Origin of the sequence: Nocardia gipuzkoensis (assembly GCF_021183645.1) — a bacterium.
GTDB classification, from domain to species: Bacteria; Actinomycetota; Actinomycetes; order Mycobacteriales; family Mycobacteriaceae; genus Nocardia; species Nocardia abscessus.
In genome coordinates this window covers 7,342,581-7,358,007 of record NZ_CP089225.1, presented here as the reverse complement: position 1 = coordinate 7,358,007, position 15,427 = coordinate 7,342,581, and the positions used below count along the sequence as shown (strand labels likewise).

Here is a 15,427-nt window from a genome sequence, read left to right as displayed (position 1 = left end):
TCCATACAACGACCGCTCGGTTGTTTACAAGGAATCTCGGCGCTCCGCATTCCCATTATCCGCACTTCCGGTATTGCCGAGCTCACCACCGGGAACAGGCCCGGAGGCCTCCGGGCCCGGCGCCGCCGAGCCGGCGGGGCGTTGCCGGCCGGTCGCGGCGAGGGCGGACAGGTCGGCGCCGGTGTCGTTGAGCCGCCACACGTAGGGTGCGGTCGGGGTGTAGCGCACGACGCTGATCGAGGCGGGCTCGACGACGATCCGCTGGAAACCGTCGAGATGGATGCCCAGCGCGTCGGCGAGGATCGACTTGATCACGTCCCCGTGCGTGCACGCCACCCACAACGCGTCGCGGCCGTGCTGCTCGGCGAGGGCGCGGTCGTGGTCGCGGATGGCGGCCACCGCGCGCACCTGCACCTGCGCCAAACCCTCACCGGCGGGGAACACCGCGCCGGAGGCGTGCCGCTGCACGACCTTCCACAGCGGTTCCTCCACCAGTTCCGCGAGCGGGCGGCCGGTCCACTCGCCGTAGTCCACCTCGAGCAGGCGGTCGTCGAAAACCGGCTCCAGCCCGAACTTTTCGGCCAGCGGGGCGACCGTGCGCTGACAGCGCAGCAGCGGGGAGTGCACGATCCGTTCGATCGGCAGCCCGGCCAGTCGTTCGGCCACGGTCCTCGCCTGCTCCTCGCCGCGCTCGGTGAGCTCGACGCCGGTGCTGCGACCGGCCAGGGTGCGGGCGGTGTTCGAGGTCGACACACCGTGCCGCAGCAGGATCACCGTCATGCGGTCAGCCTAGCGATCATGTCGCCGAGATTACGCCCGCCGCCAGCAGACCCATGATGATCGCGCCGAGCGCGACGCGGTAGCCGACGAACCAGTACAGCGAATGCCGTGCGACGAAACGCAGCAGCCACGCCACCGACGCGTAGCCGACCACGAACGCCAGCACCGTGGCCACCAGCAGCTGCGGCCCGCTGGCGTTGAGGCCCTCACCTGCGGGTTCGAACGCGTCGGGCAGGCTGAACAGGCCCGAGGCGGTCACCGCGGGGATGGCGAGCAGAAACGAAAACCGCACGGCCGCTTCGCGCTCCAAGCCCAGGAACAGGCCCGCGGTCGAGGTCGCTCCCGAGCGCGAGACACCGGGGATCAAAGCCAGGCACTGCGCGAAACCCATGGCCAGACCGTCGCGGGTGGTGAGTTGCTCGATCGAGCGTTCCTTGCGGCCGAAGTACTCACCGGCGGCGATGACCAGGGCGAAGAAGATCAGCATGAACGACACCAGCCACAGATTGCGGGCGCCGGTGCGGATCTGGTCCTTGAACACGAACCCCAGCACACCGATCGGGATGGTGGCGATGATCACATACCAGCCGATCCGGTAGTCGAGGTCGCGCTGGGCCCGCTGGTCCAGAACGCGCGTGTGGTCGGCGGTGATGACCGGCAGTTTCGTCGTGGGCTGATCGTGCAGAGGGAGCTCCTGGCGACCGCGCGCGCTCACCTGCTCGCGCAGACCCGCGAACCAGGCCAACACGATCCGCCAGATGTCCTTGGCGAAGTACACCAGCACCGCGGCCTCGGTGCCCAGCTGGGTCACCGCGGTGAACGAGGCGCCCGCGTCTTGGCCGAAGAAGACCGACGACACGATGCGCAGATGCGCCGAGGAGGAGATCGGCAGAAACTCCGTGAGCCCCTGCACCAGACCCAGCACCAAGGCCTGCACCCAGGTCATCGACTCACCGATCACGAACCATCCTCCACTTGAAATACATGTTGCTACCTGCGCATTGGTGCGGCGGGCGGTCATGTCCGCGTGACCGCCGCCCCAATCACGCAGCGACAGTACAGTGTCGAGGCCGCCGTGGCGTGCCCGGCCGTGGTGCTGCCGCCGCTGCCGGGTTCGCGAGGGTGGCGCGGTTTCCCCGCTCACCGAAGTGCGCGACCCACGGTGCTGGTGGGCGCCCAGTCGCGTATCCACACTCTAGGCTTGGCGCCGTGACGAAAGCGCGGACACGGTGATGGAACAGCGGACGGTGGGCCGCAGCGGCCTGCGGGTGTCGCGGATGGGCCTGGCGACCCATACCTGGGGTTCGCACACCGACGCCGAGGACGCCGCAGGGCAGCTGGTGGCGTTCGTCGAGGCGGGCGGCACGCTGGTGGACACCTCCCCCGCCTACGCGGGCGGCGCCGCGCAGCGGATCCTGGCCGAGCTGCTCGGGGATCTGGTCTCGCGGGACGACGTGGTGCTCAGCGGGTGTGCCGGCATCGCGCCGTGGGAGTTCTCCGCCGCGGGAGTGCCGGGAGCGGTGCAGGTCACCGTGGACACGTCGCGGCGGGCGCTGCTGCGGCAACTGGATCGTACGCTGCTGGAATTCGGCACCGATCATCTGGACATCTGGAATGTCGGGGTCTGGGATCCGAGGACGCCGCTCGAGGAGGTCGCCTCGACGTTGGAGCAGGCGGTGCGGTCGGGCCGGGTGCGTTACGCGGGGGTGCGCGGGTTCGGGGCTTGGCAGCTGGCCAGCCTGGCGGCGGTCGCGCCGGTGACCGCGGCGCAGACTCCGTATTCGCTGCTGGCGCGGGGCGCGGAGGCCGACGTCGTGCCGGCCGCGCGGTATCACGGAGTCGGGGTGATCGCCTCGGCGCCGCTGGCGGGCGGCATCCTGACCGGTAAGTACCGGGACGGTGTTCCCGCCGATTCGCGGGGCGCCGACGAAGCGACCGCGGCGGAGATCCGCAACGGTCTCGACGACCGCGCCACCCGGGTGGTGGATGCGCTGGTGACCGCCGCGGACGGGTTGGGTACCTCGCCGCTGGCGGTGGCGCTGGCCTGGATCCGCGACCGGCCGGGCATCGCGAGCATGATCGTCGGTGCCCGCGACATCGGGCAGCTCACGGGCGTGCTGGCCGCCGAGACGTTGGAACTGCCGCGGGCGATCGCGGCCGCCTTGGACGACGTCAGTGCACGCGCCGAGTGACGCAGATTAGCCTTGCCTGCATGAGCACTGCAGCGACCGGGGGTGGGCGTGGGAACCGAGTCCGAACCGGGTGGTGGCGTGCCGTCCTGGCCCTGCTCGCGGTGAGCCTGCTGGCCGGGTCGGTGGCGTGTGGCGCCGATGCCGGTTCCTCGCACGGTGGGCACGGCCCTACGACGGCGACGCTGACGGATCTGGATCCGGTGCCGATCGGGCCGGAGCCCACGCCGGCGTTGCCGGTGACGGTGCGTTCGTTCGACGGCGCGGAGGTCACCGTGACCGACGCTTCCCGCATCATCGCCGTGGACCGCTACGGCACCCTCGCCCAGATCGTGTACGCGCTCGGGCTGGGGCCGAAACTGGTGGGGCGCAGTACCTCGGCGGCGTTTCCCGCGGTGCGGGAGGTGCCCAATGTGGCCGGCGGCAACGGGTCGCTGAACATCGAGTCGGTGCTGGCGCTGCGGCCGTCGGTGTTCCTGACCGACACCACCAGCGCCGCGCCCGCGGTGCGCGAACAGCTGCGCGCGGCCGGTGTCACCGTCGTCTACTTCGACCCGGAGCGCACGATGGACGGGGTGGTGCCGCAGATCGAGGCGGTCGCGGGCACGTTGGGTGTGCCGGATCGTGGGCAGGCGCTGGCGCAGCGCACCCGCGACGAGATCACGGCCGCGAGTGCCGCGGTGCCCGCCCAGAATCCCCAGCTGACCATCGCTTTCCTGTACCTGCGTTCCACCGCCATCACCATGCTCGCGGGCCCGGGGTCGGGCGCGGACGCGTTGATCGCGGCGCTGCACGCCCGGGACGCGGGCACCGTGTCCGGGTTGAGCGAGCCGTTCACCGCGATCACCAGTGAGGCCATCATCGGCGCGGCGCCGGATGTGCTGCTGGTGATGTCGGACGGGCTGAAGTCCGTCGGCGGTGTGGAGGGATTGCAGAAGGTGCCCGGCATCGCGCAGACCCCGGCCGGGCGGGACCGGCGGGTGGTGGACATGTCCGATGCGGTGCTGCTGAGTTTCGGGCCCAACACCGGGCGGGTGATCGCGGCGCTGAGCGCGGCGGTGTACGGCACCGGGCACGCATGAGCCTGTCGCAGACCGAGGCGGCGCGGCCGGTGACGCCGGTGCCGAAGTCGCGCAGCCGTTCGCGGCTGGTGCTGGTGTTCGTGGTCGCATTGGCGGGGCTGGTGGCGCTGGCGCTGGCGTCGGCGGCGATCGGGCAGGTGCCGACGACGCCCGCCGAGGTGGCGGGCAGCGTGCTGCACCGGATCGGGCTGGAGATCGGGCCGATGCCCGCGCATCCCGCGGGTGAGGTGACGTTGTGGGAGGTGCGGTTCCCGCGGGTGGTGCTGGCGGTGCTGGTGGGTGCGGCGCTGGCGACAGCGGGTGCGTTGTTGCAGGGTGTGTTCGCCAATCCGCTCGCCGAGCCGGGCGTGATCGGTGTGTCCGCGGGCGCGGCGGTCGGCGCGGGCACGGTCATCGTGGTGGGTGGGGCGTTCGTCGCGGCGTGGTCGGTGGCCGCGGCGGCGTTCGTCGCGGGGCTGGCGACCACGCTGCTGGTGTATCTGCTGGCGCGCTCCGGCGGGCGCACCGAGGTCGTCACGCTCGTGCTCACCGGTGTCGCGATCAACGCTTTCGCGGGTGGGTTGATCGCGCTGCTGCTGTTCGTCGCCTCTCCCGCGGCGCGCGACCAGATCGTGTTCTGGCAGCTGGGCTCGCTCAACGGGGCCAGGTGGGAATCGGTGGGGGTGGTGGCGCCGCTGACCGCGGTCGGTGTCGTCGCGGCGGTGCTGCTGGCGCCGCGACTGGATCTGCTGGCGCTCGGAGAGTCCGCGGCCCGGCATCTCGGTGTCGACGTGGAGCGGCTGCGCCGCAACGTGATCGTGGTGGTCGCGGTCCTGGCCACCGCCGGTGTCGCGTTCACCGGCATCATCCTGTTCGTCGGGCTCATCGTCCCGCACCTGGTGCGGATGCTGGTCGGCCCCGCCCATCGGGTGCTGATCCCGCTGAGCGCCATCGTCGGCGCGGTGGTGCTGCTGGCCGCCGACGTCACCGCCCGGTCCCTGGTCGACAACGCCGACCTCCCCCTCGGCATGCTCACCTCCCTGATCGGCGGCCCCGTCTTCTTCTGGCTGCTGCGCCGCACGAGAGCCCGCTCCGGAGGCTGGGCATGACCCCCTGTTTCGTTCGTCGAGCGGCACATCGTCGTGGCGAACGCCGAGAAGAGCTCTCGATGGTGTGCCACTCGTGGCCGGGAGGTGCGGGGTGAGGTTGTTGCCGACGGTGCATGAGGTGCCGGGGTGGCCGCAGCAGGGGGATGCGACGGTGCGGGCGGTGGGGGTGAGTGTGCAGCGCAGGGGTGGCGGGCAGGCGCGGTTGGTGCTCGAGGGCGTGGACTTCGAGGCGGTCGCGGGGCAGGTCGTGGCTTTGGTCGGGCCGAATGGGGCGGGCAAGTCGACGCTGTTGGCCGCGTTGGCCGGGGAGTTGGCGCTCAGCGCGGGGACGGTCGAGCTCGACGGGCAGCCGTTGTCGCACTGGACGACGCTGGACATGGCCCGGCGGCGGGCGGTGCTGCCGCAGACTCACACTGTCGGCTTTCCCTTCACCGCGCGCGAAGTGGTGGCGATGGGCCGCGCGCCCTGGGTGCGCACCGAGCGCCGCGAACTCGACGAAAAACAGATCGCCGCGGCGATGGCCGCCACCGACGTCGAACACCTCGCCGCCCGGTCGTTCCCGACCCTCTCCGGCGGTGAACGCGCCCGAGTCGCGCTGGCGCGGGTATTGGCGCAGGACACCGCCACGCTGCTGCTGGACGAGCCCACCGCTGCCCTGGACCTGGGGCATCAGGAGGCCGTGCTGCGCTTGGCCGCCGCCCGCGCCGCCGAAGGCGCCGCCGTGGTGGTTGTCCTGCACGATCTCGGTATCGCGGCCGCCTACGCCGACCGCGTCGCGGTCCTCGACGCGGGTCGCATCGCCGCGGACGGGCCACCCCGCGACGTGCTCACCACCGAACTGCTCACGCGCGTCTACCAGCACCCGGTGGAAGTGCTCGACCACCCGGTCACCGGCGCCCAACTGGTCCTGCCCGTACGCCGCTGATCTACGAAACCGCGGTGTGGTGAGTGGTTGTCGCAACTGTGCGGCCGGTTCGGCCAGTGGTGGGTGCCCGGATCAATCGGCGTGCGGCGACGGAAGGCTTGATCGCGATCCGGACCGCGGCTGCGGGCAACTGCCGCAGAGTCATCACATCCGCGCCTCCGCCGGGGATGCGACACGTTCACCGCGCTGGAGACGCCGTCGACCCGCCCGTTCGGCAGTAGCGCCACGTTCGCCCTCGCCTGCTCCGGTCCAGCTCACCGGGGAAGCCTCGAGCGTGCGGCTACCGGTGCCGGGCGAAGCCGCGCCTGTGGTCCTACCGCCAGATCAGTTTCAGCACCGCGGGGGTCAGCAGCAGGCGGATGACAGTAGCGTCCAGGATCAGTGCGGCGATCATGCCGTAGGCGATGTATTTCATCAGCACCAGATCCGAGAACCCGAACGCGCCGGTCACCACGATGAGGATCGCGGCGGCGGAGGTGATCACGCCGCCGGTGTGGGCGATGCCGTAGCGGATCGCCTCGGGCGCGTCCGCGCCGGCGTCGCGGGCCTCCGACACTCGTGACAGCAGGAACACCTCGTAGTCGGTGGACAGCCCGAACACCACCGTCACGATCAGCGCCAGCACCGCGAACATCAACGGTCCCGGCGTGAAGTGGAAGACCCCCGCACCGTGCCCCTGCACGAACATCCAGGTCAGCATGCCGAGGGTGGACACGAGGCTGAGCGCGCTCATCACCACCGCCTTCAGCGCGAGTACCAGCGACCGGAACGCCGCGTACATCAGCGCCAGCGCCGCCGCGACGAGCAGGGCGAGCAGGGTCGGCAGGCCGTCGAGCAGTCCGTTGATGCTGTCGCGTTCCAGCGCGGGCACACCGGCGACCATCACCTGCACTCCGGGTGGTTCGGGAATGGCGCGCAGTGCGGCGATCACCTGGTCGGCGTCGCGTTTGTCGGCCAATCCGGCGGCGAGCACGTTGATGCCGTCCTTGGTGGGCGCCGCGGGTTCGAAGCGTCCGGTCAGGCCGGGAATGTGGTTGGCGGCGTAGCGGATGTCGCTGAGTTGCTGCGGGTCGGCGCCGACCACCACCAGTTTCAGTGGTTCGGTGCGGAAGCTGGGAAACAGCTCGTCGAACCGTTCCTGCGCCACCCGGGCGGGGTTGTCGTCGGACAGATAGCGTTCGCTGAGCCCGCCGAATTCGATGTGCCGGATCGGGAGGGCCAGCGCGAGCAGCGCGAGCACGATCGGCACGGCCACCGCCCACGGTCTGCGCATCGCCCACAGCGCCAGGCGGGAGAAGAATCCGGCATCGATCTGGGCTTCGGTCTTGCTGCGGGAGAACCGTTTCCAGCCCAGGAAGTCGATGCGGCGCCCGACGATGCTCAATGCCGCGGGCAACGCGGTCACCGACAGCACTGCCGCCAGCAGGACCGAGCTGATGCCGCCCAGTGGCACCGAGCGCAGCACCCCGTTGGGGAAGATGAACAGCGCGCCGAGGCTGAGGGCGATGATCGCGGCCGAGAACAGCACGGTGCGCCCGGCGGTGGCGACGGTGCGGGCAGTGGCCTCCTCGACGGTGTGGCCGGCGGCGAGTTCCTCCCGGAAGCGGGTGACGGTGAACAGCCCGTAGTCGATCGCCAAGCCGAGGCTGACCAGGGTCATCACGGCGCTGGCGAAGACGTTGACGTCGATGTGGTCGGTCAGCAGCCGCAGCCCGCCCTGGGTGCCCAGGATCGTCATGCCGCCGATGAGCACCGGCAGCAGTGCCCCGATGACGCCGCCGAACACGAAATACAGCAGGATCGCCACCAGCGGCAGGGCGATCATCTCCGCGCGTTTGATGTCGCGTTGCATGCCGGTGTTGATGCCTTCGACGATCGGCTGCAACCCGGCCAGTTGCACGGTGGTGCCGCCCGGCCCGCCGCCTGCGCGTCCGGCGCCGAGGTGCTCCTTGATCGCCGCGTAGTTCTCCACCGTGGCGGTGCCCGAGCCGCGCAAGCCGACGCTGGCGAAGGCGTGGGTTCGGGTGGCGTCGGTGGCCTGGGCGGAGAACGGGCTGTCCCAGTAGCTGTCGATCTTCTGGATGCGGTCGGGGTAGGTGGCCAGCAGTCCGGCCAGCTGCCGGGTGACCGGGCCGCGTACGGCCGGGTCGTCGACGGTGGCGCCGTCGGGGGCGGTGTAGAGCAGGATCAGGTCGCTGTCGGTGTCGCGGCCGAAGGTGCGGTCGGCCAGTTCGGCGGCGGCCACCGATTCGCTGCTCTCGTCGAACCAGCCCTCCTGGGTCAGCCGCCCGGACAGGTCGCGGCCGTACCAGCCGGAGACCAGCACGAACAGTACGAAGAAGGCCAGGACGAGGTAGCGGTTGCGGTGGACGAACCGTCCCCACCGTAGTGATCCGGAACGGCGCATCGCGTCGCGGGCCCGGTCAGCCGCAGGCCGGGGTGCGGTAGTCGGCCGAGCGCAAGATGCCGCACAGGTCGGTGCGGGAGATCTTCCACTTGCCGTCGACGAGCACGAAGTGCACGACCGTGGTGCGGACCGCGGCGCCGGTGCCGTCCTTGTCCAGGCGCATGGTGGCGGTCAGGGTGCCGTCGTGGTTGTCGAACACCGGGTCGGTGACGCCGTAGACGGCGCGCGGGTTGTCCTGCAGCGCCTTGTACATGTCGGGGATGGCTTGGCGGAAGGAGTCGCCGTCCTCGATGAGGGCGGTGCGTTCGCTGTCGGGCAGCGCCGGGTCCAGTGCCCGCTTGATCTGGGCGTCCAGGTCGGCGGCGGTCGGCAGCGGCGGGTGCGCGGCGCTGGAGGAGACGGCGATCGAGGACGACAGCGACGCGTTCGCCGACGAGCGGGCGGCGTCGACCGCGGCATCGTCGGTTCCGCTGTCGCAGGCGGCGGCCGGTACGGCCAGCAGTAGAACGGCCGCGGTGAGCGCGGTGCGGGCGAGTCGTGTGCGGGTCATCACTTCCTACATACCTTCGATGACGGAGCTGATCCGTCCGAGTAGGGCACGCACGGTCGTGACGTCCCGTTGCGCGGCGGTGTCGATCGTCGCGGTGTCGGGGATCATATCCCGCACCAGCGCGGCGACACTGCGCTCGTCGTCGAGGTCGATGTCGGTGACCGTGGCTTCGGCGACCGCGAGCACGTCCTCCGGGCCGGGGACGGCCTCGCCCAGACCGCGGCGGTAGATCTCCAGCGTCAGCGTGGCGCGGATGGTGCGGAAGGCGAACGGATGCCCGTCGGCGGTGGTGCCGAACCCGTGCGCGTACGCGCCGACGGTGATGTCGTCGAGAACAAACCCCGACGGATGGTCGGCTTTCAACCCGGATCTCCCTATATCGGACGGTGTGGTCTCCACCGTAACGCCGGGTACCGACATTCCGCTCGAGCCGACACCCCGGTCGGTCGGTTGGTTACGCCATCATGGTCAGATGGTGAGATAGCGGAAGATTCGTCGGTAGAAGGAGTTCGGTGGATGCGCCCTCGCGGCTCGGTCGTCTCGGCATTCGCGGGTGCGGCGGTGCTGGTACTGCTGGCCGGATGCTCCGGTGCGGGCGGTCCCGACCTGCCGACCAGGGATCCGGCCACGGCTGCGGTCGCGCCCGCGGTGACCACGCCGCCCGCGGGCCGGGTAGTGCCCGCCGGTCCGATCGCCGCGCTGGAAGTCGACTCCGGCAGTAGGTTGCTGGCCGCGCTGGACGGCGCCGTCCTCACCGTCGTGGACACGGCCGCCGCCGAGCCGGTGGTGCGCACGGTGACCCTGCCCGATCGCGCGAGCGGTCTCACCCCGGGCAGGCCCGGTGAGATGCTGGCGGCCGCGCCGGGCCGGGTGCTGCGGGTGGATCTCGCCTCCGGCGCGGTCACCGCGGTCGCCGTCGACGGCGACGTGCGGTCGGTCCGCGCCCGCGACGACGGCGGGTTGCTGGTCGGCACCGCCGACGGCCGGGTGCTGGAGCTGACGTCCGGCGGCGAGGTGACCCACACCGTGTCCGGGCTGGTGTCGGCCGACGAACTCGCCGAAGCCGACGGCAAGCTGACCGTGCTCGACCGGCATCAGACCGCGATCTTCGAGGTCGATCCTCGCAAGAAACGCCCCGGATTGGCGTTGCGGGCCGGGGACGGGGCCACCGAACTGATCGGTGACGCCCGCGGCCGGTTCGTGGTCACCGACACCGCCGGTGGGGAGCTGCTGGTCTACACTGCCGGACCGCTCGTGCTGCGCCAGCGTTTCCCGGTAGGATCTTCGCCTTACGCACTCGCCTACGATCAGCGGTCGGACACCGTGTGGGTGACGTGCACGCAGCGCAACGAGGTCGTCGGATTCGACCTGTCGACTGGTATACCGAAGGAAGTGGGCCGCTACGCCACCGTCCGGCAACCGAACTCGGTGGCTGTCGAGCAAGGCACCGGTGATCTGTTCGTGGGGTCCGCGACCGGCGACGGTCTGCAACGGATCGGTGCGGACGATCGGAAGAGAGGGCACTGATGGCTCGGACACCACGCGCGGGCGACGATACCGCGGCATCTGCTGATCCGGCAGCGCACCGGGGGCGCGGGCGCGCGCTGCCCGCGGGCTGGGAAACCTCGAGCGACGACTACGAATACGTGCCGCTGCGGCTGCCGCCGGATGTCACGCGGGTGACCGCGTCCATGCGGCTGGCGATCCAGGCCGAGTTCGGTGGCTGGGAACTCTCGCGGGTGCGGGCCTACACCGACGGCAGCAGGCGGGTGCTGCTGCGGCGGCGAAAATCCGCACTACTACCCCAGCCCGAACCCGGAATGTGAGCCGATGTACGCCCTGCTATTGCGACTGATGTTCCTGGTCGCGCCGGAACGCGTCCACCACCTCGTCTTCGCGGTCATCCGCTTCGCCGCATGGGTCGCGCCGCTGCGCTGGGCGATGAGCAAGGTTCTCGTCGCCCGTGATCCGATCCTGCGCGTCGAAGCGTTCGGGGTCGAGTTCCCCGCACCGCTCGGTTTGGCCGCCGGTTTCGACAAGAACGCCGACGGCGTCGATGCCTGGGCCCCGCTGGGGTTCGGTTTCGCCGAGATCGGCACCGTCACCGCCCAGGCGCAGCCGGGCAATCCCGCGCCGCGGCTGTTCCGGCTGCCCGCCGACCGGGCGCTGATCAACCGGATGGGTTTCAACAACGACGGCGCCGCCGCGGTCGCCGACCGGCTGCGCGCACGGCGTGGCGTGGTGCCGATCGGCGCGAACATCGGCAAGACGAAGATCGTCGAACCGGAGGCCGCGGCCGCGGACTACGCCACCAGCGCCGCGCTGCTGGGGCCGCTGGCCGATTTCGTCGTGGTCAACGTCAGCTCGCCCAACACGCCGGGCCTGCGTGATCTGCAGGCGGTCGAATCGCTGCGCCCGCTGCTGCGGGCGGTACTGGACAGTGTGCGGGTGCCGGTGCTGGTGAAGATCGCGCCGGATCTGTCCGACGAGGACATAGACGCGGTGGCCGACCTGGCCGTCGAACTCGGTCTGGCGGGCATCGTGGCCACCAACACCACGATCCGGCGTGATGGGCTGCGCACCGACGCTGCGGAGGTGGACGCCATGGGCGCGGGCGGCCTGTCCGGTCCGCCGGTCGCCGACCGTTCGCTCGAGGTGCTGCGGCGGCTGTATCGGCGCGTCGGCGACCGGCTGGTGCTGATCTCGGTCGGCGGCATCGAAACCGTCGACCAGGCGTGGGAACGCATTCTCGCCGGTGCGACGCTGTTGCAGGGCTACACCGGGTTCATCTACGGCGGGCCGTTCTGGATGCGCAGGATCCATCGGGGCCTGGCGCGGCGGTTGCGCGCCGGGGGGTACGCCCACCTCGGTGAGGCCGTCGGTGCGGAGCACAAAGCGCACGCCTGAATCTGCGGGCCTCAGCCGGGCACGAACGGTGGTTCGGGAGTGCGGGCGCGCCGGGGCCGTGGACCACGCCCCGGCGGCGCTGGATCTCCCTTCGGCCGCAGTTCCTGCCCCAGACGCGCGGCCATTCGCTTCGCCAGCAGGATCACCGCGTGATCGCGCAGGATGCCCAGCTGGTCGGCGTAGACCTCGACGCGGGCCTGAGCCATGCGGTCGTGCACGAGGTGCGGGTCGCTGAGCAGTTCGTCCAGCCGCATGCCGGCCAGCGCCTGGCTGTGGGTCAGCCGCCGGTCCGGTAGCCAGCTCAGCCGCCAGCCGTCGGTCGCGTCGGTGTCACGGCAGGCCGATTCCGGGGTTATGTCACTGGTCATCGTCCATTCGGTGGAGTGGATGGTCATCGCAGTCTCCGGTGCAACAGGTGGAGTGAGGCCGGCTCCAGGGTGCTGAGTTCGATGATCACGAATGCCTCCAGTCGTGCATCCGCTGGTGCGGCGTTGTGGCGTGCCGCACCGTGGTTTCTGCCGGTTGGGCGGGCACGATGCATGTGTGCCCGGGCCGATGAAGTCCGCTGCCCGGCCGGGTGGACCAGGGGGTAGCTCGCGGGTGTGTGGCAACCGCAGCACCGAGTGGTTCGTAGGGTGCGGCTGGGTGTCGAGCGGGGTGTGTGAGTCCCGGTCGACGCGAGGATGGACGCCGTGCGATCCGGCCGGGCAGCGGAGCGCCGAGGCCGCGGGGGCGGGCCGATCGCGGGGCGTGGTCTGCGTGCCGGCGCGGCACGGGCGATGACCGGTGTGTTGTCGCGCGGAGTGTCCGGCGGCTGGTTCAGTCCATCACCGGCTTCGGCACCAGCTCGGTATCTGCTCCGGCGGGGCGGTGTTGCCGTCGCCGTCGAGACTGCCGTATCTGAAGGATCATTCTCATCACCAGCCCTCCCGATGCCTGGTGGTGCGATGGGGATCGCCATATCCAGTGTGTCATTTGCCGTTCCCCGGGCGCAATTGCCGTTGTAATTTGGTAATTGACAATTTGCCCGCTGGTTAAACCCGATTTGCGTGGCCAACTTGCGCACGACGCCCCGGTGTCGTGCCGAAGAGGAGGGTGGCATCGCCATGGTCCCGCAGGATTCGGGAATGGTTGCCGTTCGCAATATCCTCACCCGGCTGTGCAAACGGTCCGGCTTGAGCTCGGATCGGTTGCGCAGCACCGAAATCGACGTACTGCCCCTGCTGGATCTGCTGGCCGTGCGGCAGTACGCGCGGCGCGCGGGCGTCGACCGGGAAGAAGCGGTGCTGCCGCTGGTGCGCGACCTGGCCCGCAGTTTGGAGCCCACCCACCGGCTCGTCGTCGATGCGGAGTTGTCACTGGGGCTGCTGCGCGAAAACCCGCCCGCGGGGATCGATCTCGGCCGACTCTACGCCTCGGATCTGGGCGAACGGCGCGAATATCTCGCCGCGCGGTGGGCGGCGCTGCACGAAGCCCTTGGGGCGCAGCCGATTCCGGGCACGCTGACGGTGCGGTCCCTGCGCGGGGCCCCCGAACGCCGCGCGTTCACCGAGCTGGCCGCGCAGCTGGCCACCGCCTCGGTGTTCGACGGAGCGCACGTCGTCGACTTCCCCGCCTCCGCGGAAACCGCTGTCGCCGAATCGGATCCGGTGGACACCCGGGGGGTGGTCACCGTGATCGGCGACGCGGTCATCGACCACATGTACGCGGTCGACCGTATTCCCGGGCCCGGTGGCACCACCCGCGGCGGCTACGGGGAACATCCCGGCGGCAAGGGGCTCACGCGCGCGGTCGCGGCCGCCCGGCTCGGGCTGCGGGTGCGTCTGATCTCGGCGGTCGGTGACGACGACGCGGGCGACCGCATCCTGGAATACCTGCGCAGCGAACGCGTCGACACCGAACTGGTCAAGGTGGTGCCCTACGCGCCGACACCGGTGACCGCCGTGATCGTGGCGGGCACCGGCGCGGCGAGCACGATCGGCTGCAAGGACGAGCGAATCCGGTTGAGCGCCCAGGACTTGCGCAGCGACGCGATCCGCTCGGCGCTGGCCACCTCGGATGCGGTGCTGCTGACCTTCGAGCAACCCACCGGGGTGATCGAGCAGATCATGGCGGAGTTGCGCAGGCTGCCGCGACGGCCGCTGGTGGTCGTGCATCCGGCGCCGCGGCTGGATCGCCCGCAGTATCTGTATCAGCATCTCGGTGTGGTGGACTACCTCGTCGGCGGCGACAAGGACCTGCAGGCGCTGGCGATGGCCGACGGCGGCGCGTCGTGCGGTGACCAGACCGCGACGCGGCTGCGCGCGCTGGGTGTGGCAGCGGTGTGCGCGATCAAGGATTTCCGGTGCGCGGTGTGGTCTGAGCAGGTCAACGACCATTTTCAGCCGTTCCCGACGGCGCTGGACGACTCGGTCGGCGCTCACGCTGCCTTCTCCGCCGCCCTGGTATATCGTCTCGTTTCGACGCGCCGCCCCGCCGCACGCAACGACTACGTCTGGGCGACCGCCGCAATGGTGGCGACGCAATCGATCGGGGACGTCCCCGGGGCGATGCCACTGGTGGGTGAGGTCGAGCGAATTTTCAGACTCGCTACGGAGGAGCATTGACCAACGTTGTGGATCCTGCCGACACCGAACATCGGTTTCGTCGCAATGGGCATGATCTGCGAGTTCGGGTGGTGGAGTTGAACGGGGACGATGAGCGGGGGCACCTGCTGCTGTTCGGCGAGGTCGCCGACGGTTGCCTGGTCCGGGTGCACTCGCGCTGCCTGTACGGGGAGGCGCTGCGGTCGCAGGACTGCGACTGCGGGCCGGAGCTGGACAAGGCGCTGGATCTCATCCAGGCCGCGGGTTCGGGAGTGCTGGTCTATCTGGAGCAGGAGGGCCGCGGGGCGGGGCTGATCGTCAAGGCGCTGGGCTACCGCGAGAGCGAGCGTTCCGGCACGGACACCTTCACCAGCTACGAAAACTTGGGCTACCCGGCCGATGCCCGCACCTACGTGGCCACCGCGCGTGCGCTGGCGGATCTCGGACTGCGTTCGGTGCAGCTGCTGACGAACAATCCCGCCAAAGTCGAAGCGCTGCGGCAGGAAGGGTTGCAGGTCACCGCGGTGCCGTTGCGAACGAGGGCGCTGAGCGAGCGTGCCCGCGAGTATCTGGAGGCCAAGCGCACCCGGCGCAAGCACTGGATACCGACCGATGCGGTGCCGTGGGCGCTCGAGGAGCGCGACGGTGGCTGTGACCAGCCGTTGGCCGTCGACCCGGTCGTGATCACCCCTGGTGAGAACCTCCGTCCGCGTCCCGGGTCCGGGTCCGCGCCGGATCTGATCGGTGCCTGAAGGATTGTTGAAGTTCGGCCCCCACGATTCCCGCCTCTGGCTACGATGAGTGAGCCGCGCCACACGTGGCGCGCCGACTCGTGAGAGACTGACGATGCATTCGCCGCATCATGTCAGGGTTCGAGTCTCGGATCGGGCGTCGGCGGATACCGGCGGCCGGTT

At 70.3% G+C, this 15,427-nt stretch carries 15 protein-coding genes; 9 read left to right on the top strand and 6 right to left on the bottom strand.

All coding sequences use genetic code 11. The features are described 5' to 3' along the window. Positions 1-24: 24 nt before the first annotated feature. Together LTT66_RS33480 and LTT66_RS33475 are read right to left on the bottom strand one after the other, a co-directional pair. Entirely contained in the window at positions 25-780 is a 756-nt protein-coding gene (locus LTT66_RS33480) for a histidine phosphatase family protein (RefSeq protein WP_233062499.1), read from the bottom strand. A gap of 16 nt (positions 781-796) precedes the next feature. After that, positions 797-1,726: an undecaprenyl-diphosphate phosphatase gene (locus tag LTT66_RS33475; RefSeq protein WP_195068939.1), complete on the bottom strand. Its 930-nt coding sequence runs from the start codon at positions 1,724-1,726 to the stop codon at positions 797-799. A 286-nt stretch (positions 1,727-2,012) separates the two neighbouring features. On the opposite strand from LTT66_RS33475, the gene LTT66_RS33470 reads away from it, so the two are divergent. The 4 genes from LTT66_RS33470 (at position 2,013) to LTT66_RS33455 (ending at position 6,064) form a co-directional block, all read left to right on the top strand. Then, positions 2,013-2,972: an aldo/keto reductase gene (locus tag LTT66_RS33470; protein ID WP_043692142.1), complete on the top strand. Its 960-nt coding sequence runs from the start codon at positions 2,013-2,015 to the stop codon at positions 2,970-2,972. Positions 2,973-2,992: 20 nt separating this feature from the next. Beyond that, entirely contained in the window at positions 2,993-4,051 is a 1,059-nt protein-coding gene (locus LTT66_RS33465; protein ID WP_233062498.1) for a heme/hemin ABC transporter substrate-binding protein, read from the top strand. Continuing rightward, entirely contained in the window at positions 4,048-5,139 is a 1,092-nt protein-coding gene (locus tag LTT66_RS33460) for a FecCD family ABC transporter permease (RefSeq protein ID WP_233062497.1), read from the top strand. The genes LTT66_RS33465 and LTT66_RS33460 overlap by 4 nt, the downstream gene beginning before the upstream one ends. Positions 5,140-5,230: 91 nt before the next feature. Further along, positions 5,231-6,064, top strand: a complete 834-nt coding sequence (locus LTT66_RS33455; protein WP_233062496.1) for a heme ABC transporter ATP-binding protein — start codon at positions 5,231-5,233, stop codon at positions 6,062-6,064. A 313-nt stretch (positions 6,065-6,377) separates the two neighbouring features. Here LTT66_RS33455 and LTT66_RS33450 read toward each other — a convergent pair whose 3' ends face one another. From LTT66_RS33450 to LTT66_RS33440, 3 genes are read right to left on the bottom strand one after another with little or no spacing between them, the layout of a single operon-like run. After that, a complete protein-coding gene (locus LTT66_RS33450) occupies positions 6,378-8,471 on the bottom strand; it encodes an MMPL family transporter (protein WP_233062495.1) in 2,094 nt (697 codons plus the stop codon). 16 nt (positions 8,472-8,487) lie between these two features. Beyond that, a complete protein-coding gene (locus LTT66_RS33445; RefSeq protein ID WP_233062494.1) occupies positions 8,488-9,021 on the bottom strand; it encodes a hypothetical protein in 534 nt (177 codons plus the stop codon). Positions 9,022-9,027: 6 nt separating this feature from the next. After that, positions 9,028-9,384 carry a hypothetical protein gene (locus LTT66_RS33440; protein ID WP_181724259.1) on the bottom strand — a complete coding sequence of 119 codons (357 nt, stop codon included), beginning with the start codon at positions 9,382-9,384 and terminating at the stop codon, positions 9,028-9,030. A gap of 153 nt (positions 9,385-9,537) precedes the next feature. Between LTT66_RS33440 and LTT66_RS33435 the strand changes: the two genes are divergently transcribed. From LTT66_RS33435 to LTT66_RS33425, 3 genes are read left to right on the top strand one after another with little or no spacing between them, the layout of a single operon-like run. Next, positions 9,538-10,548 (top strand): YncE family protein, encoded by a 1,011-nt coding sequence (locus LTT66_RS33435; RefSeq protein ID WP_233062493.1) that lies wholly within the window; start codon positions 9,538-9,540, stop codon positions 10,546-10,548. Next, a complete protein-coding gene (locus LTT66_RS33430) occupies positions 10,548-10,847 on the top strand; it encodes a DUF5703 family protein (RefSeq protein WP_233062492.1) in 300 nt (99 codons plus the stop codon). Before LTT66_RS33435 ends, LTT66_RS33430 begins: the two co-directional genes overlap by 1 nt. A gap of 4 nt (positions 10,848-10,851) precedes the next feature. Next, positions 10,852-11,928, top strand: a complete 1,077-nt coding sequence (locus LTT66_RS33425; protein WP_233062491.1) for a quinone-dependent dihydroorotate dehydrogenase — start codon at positions 10,852-10,854, stop codon at positions 11,926-11,928. A gap of 11 nt (positions 11,929-11,939) precedes the next feature. Here the strand turns inward: LTT66_RS33425 and LTT66_RS33420 are convergent, their stop codons facing one another. Further along, positions 11,940-12,323, bottom strand: coding sequence for a hypothetical protein (locus LTT66_RS33420; RefSeq protein ID WP_181724256.1), 384 nt, complete (start codon positions 12,321-12,323; stop codon positions 11,940-11,942). A 732-nt stretch (positions 12,324-13,055) separates the two neighbouring features. On the opposite strand from LTT66_RS33420, the gene LTT66_RS33415 reads away from it, so the two are divergent. Together LTT66_RS33415 and LTT66_RS33410 are read left to right on the top strand one after the other, a co-directional pair. Beyond that, on the top strand, positions 13,056-14,534 hold the full coding sequence (locus LTT66_RS33415) for a carbohydrate kinase family protein (protein WP_233062490.1): 1,479 nt from the start codon (positions 13,056-13,058) through the stop codon (positions 14,532-14,534). After that, positions 14,531-15,265 carry a GTP cyclohydrolase II gene (locus LTT66_RS33410; protein ID WP_233062489.1) on the top strand — a complete coding sequence of 245 codons (735 nt, stop codon included), beginning with the start codon at positions 14,531-14,533 and terminating at the stop codon, positions 15,263-15,265. Before LTT66_RS33415 ends, LTT66_RS33410 begins: the two co-directional genes overlap by 4 nt. The last annotated feature ends 162 nt before the right edge of the window (positions 15,266-15,427 follow it).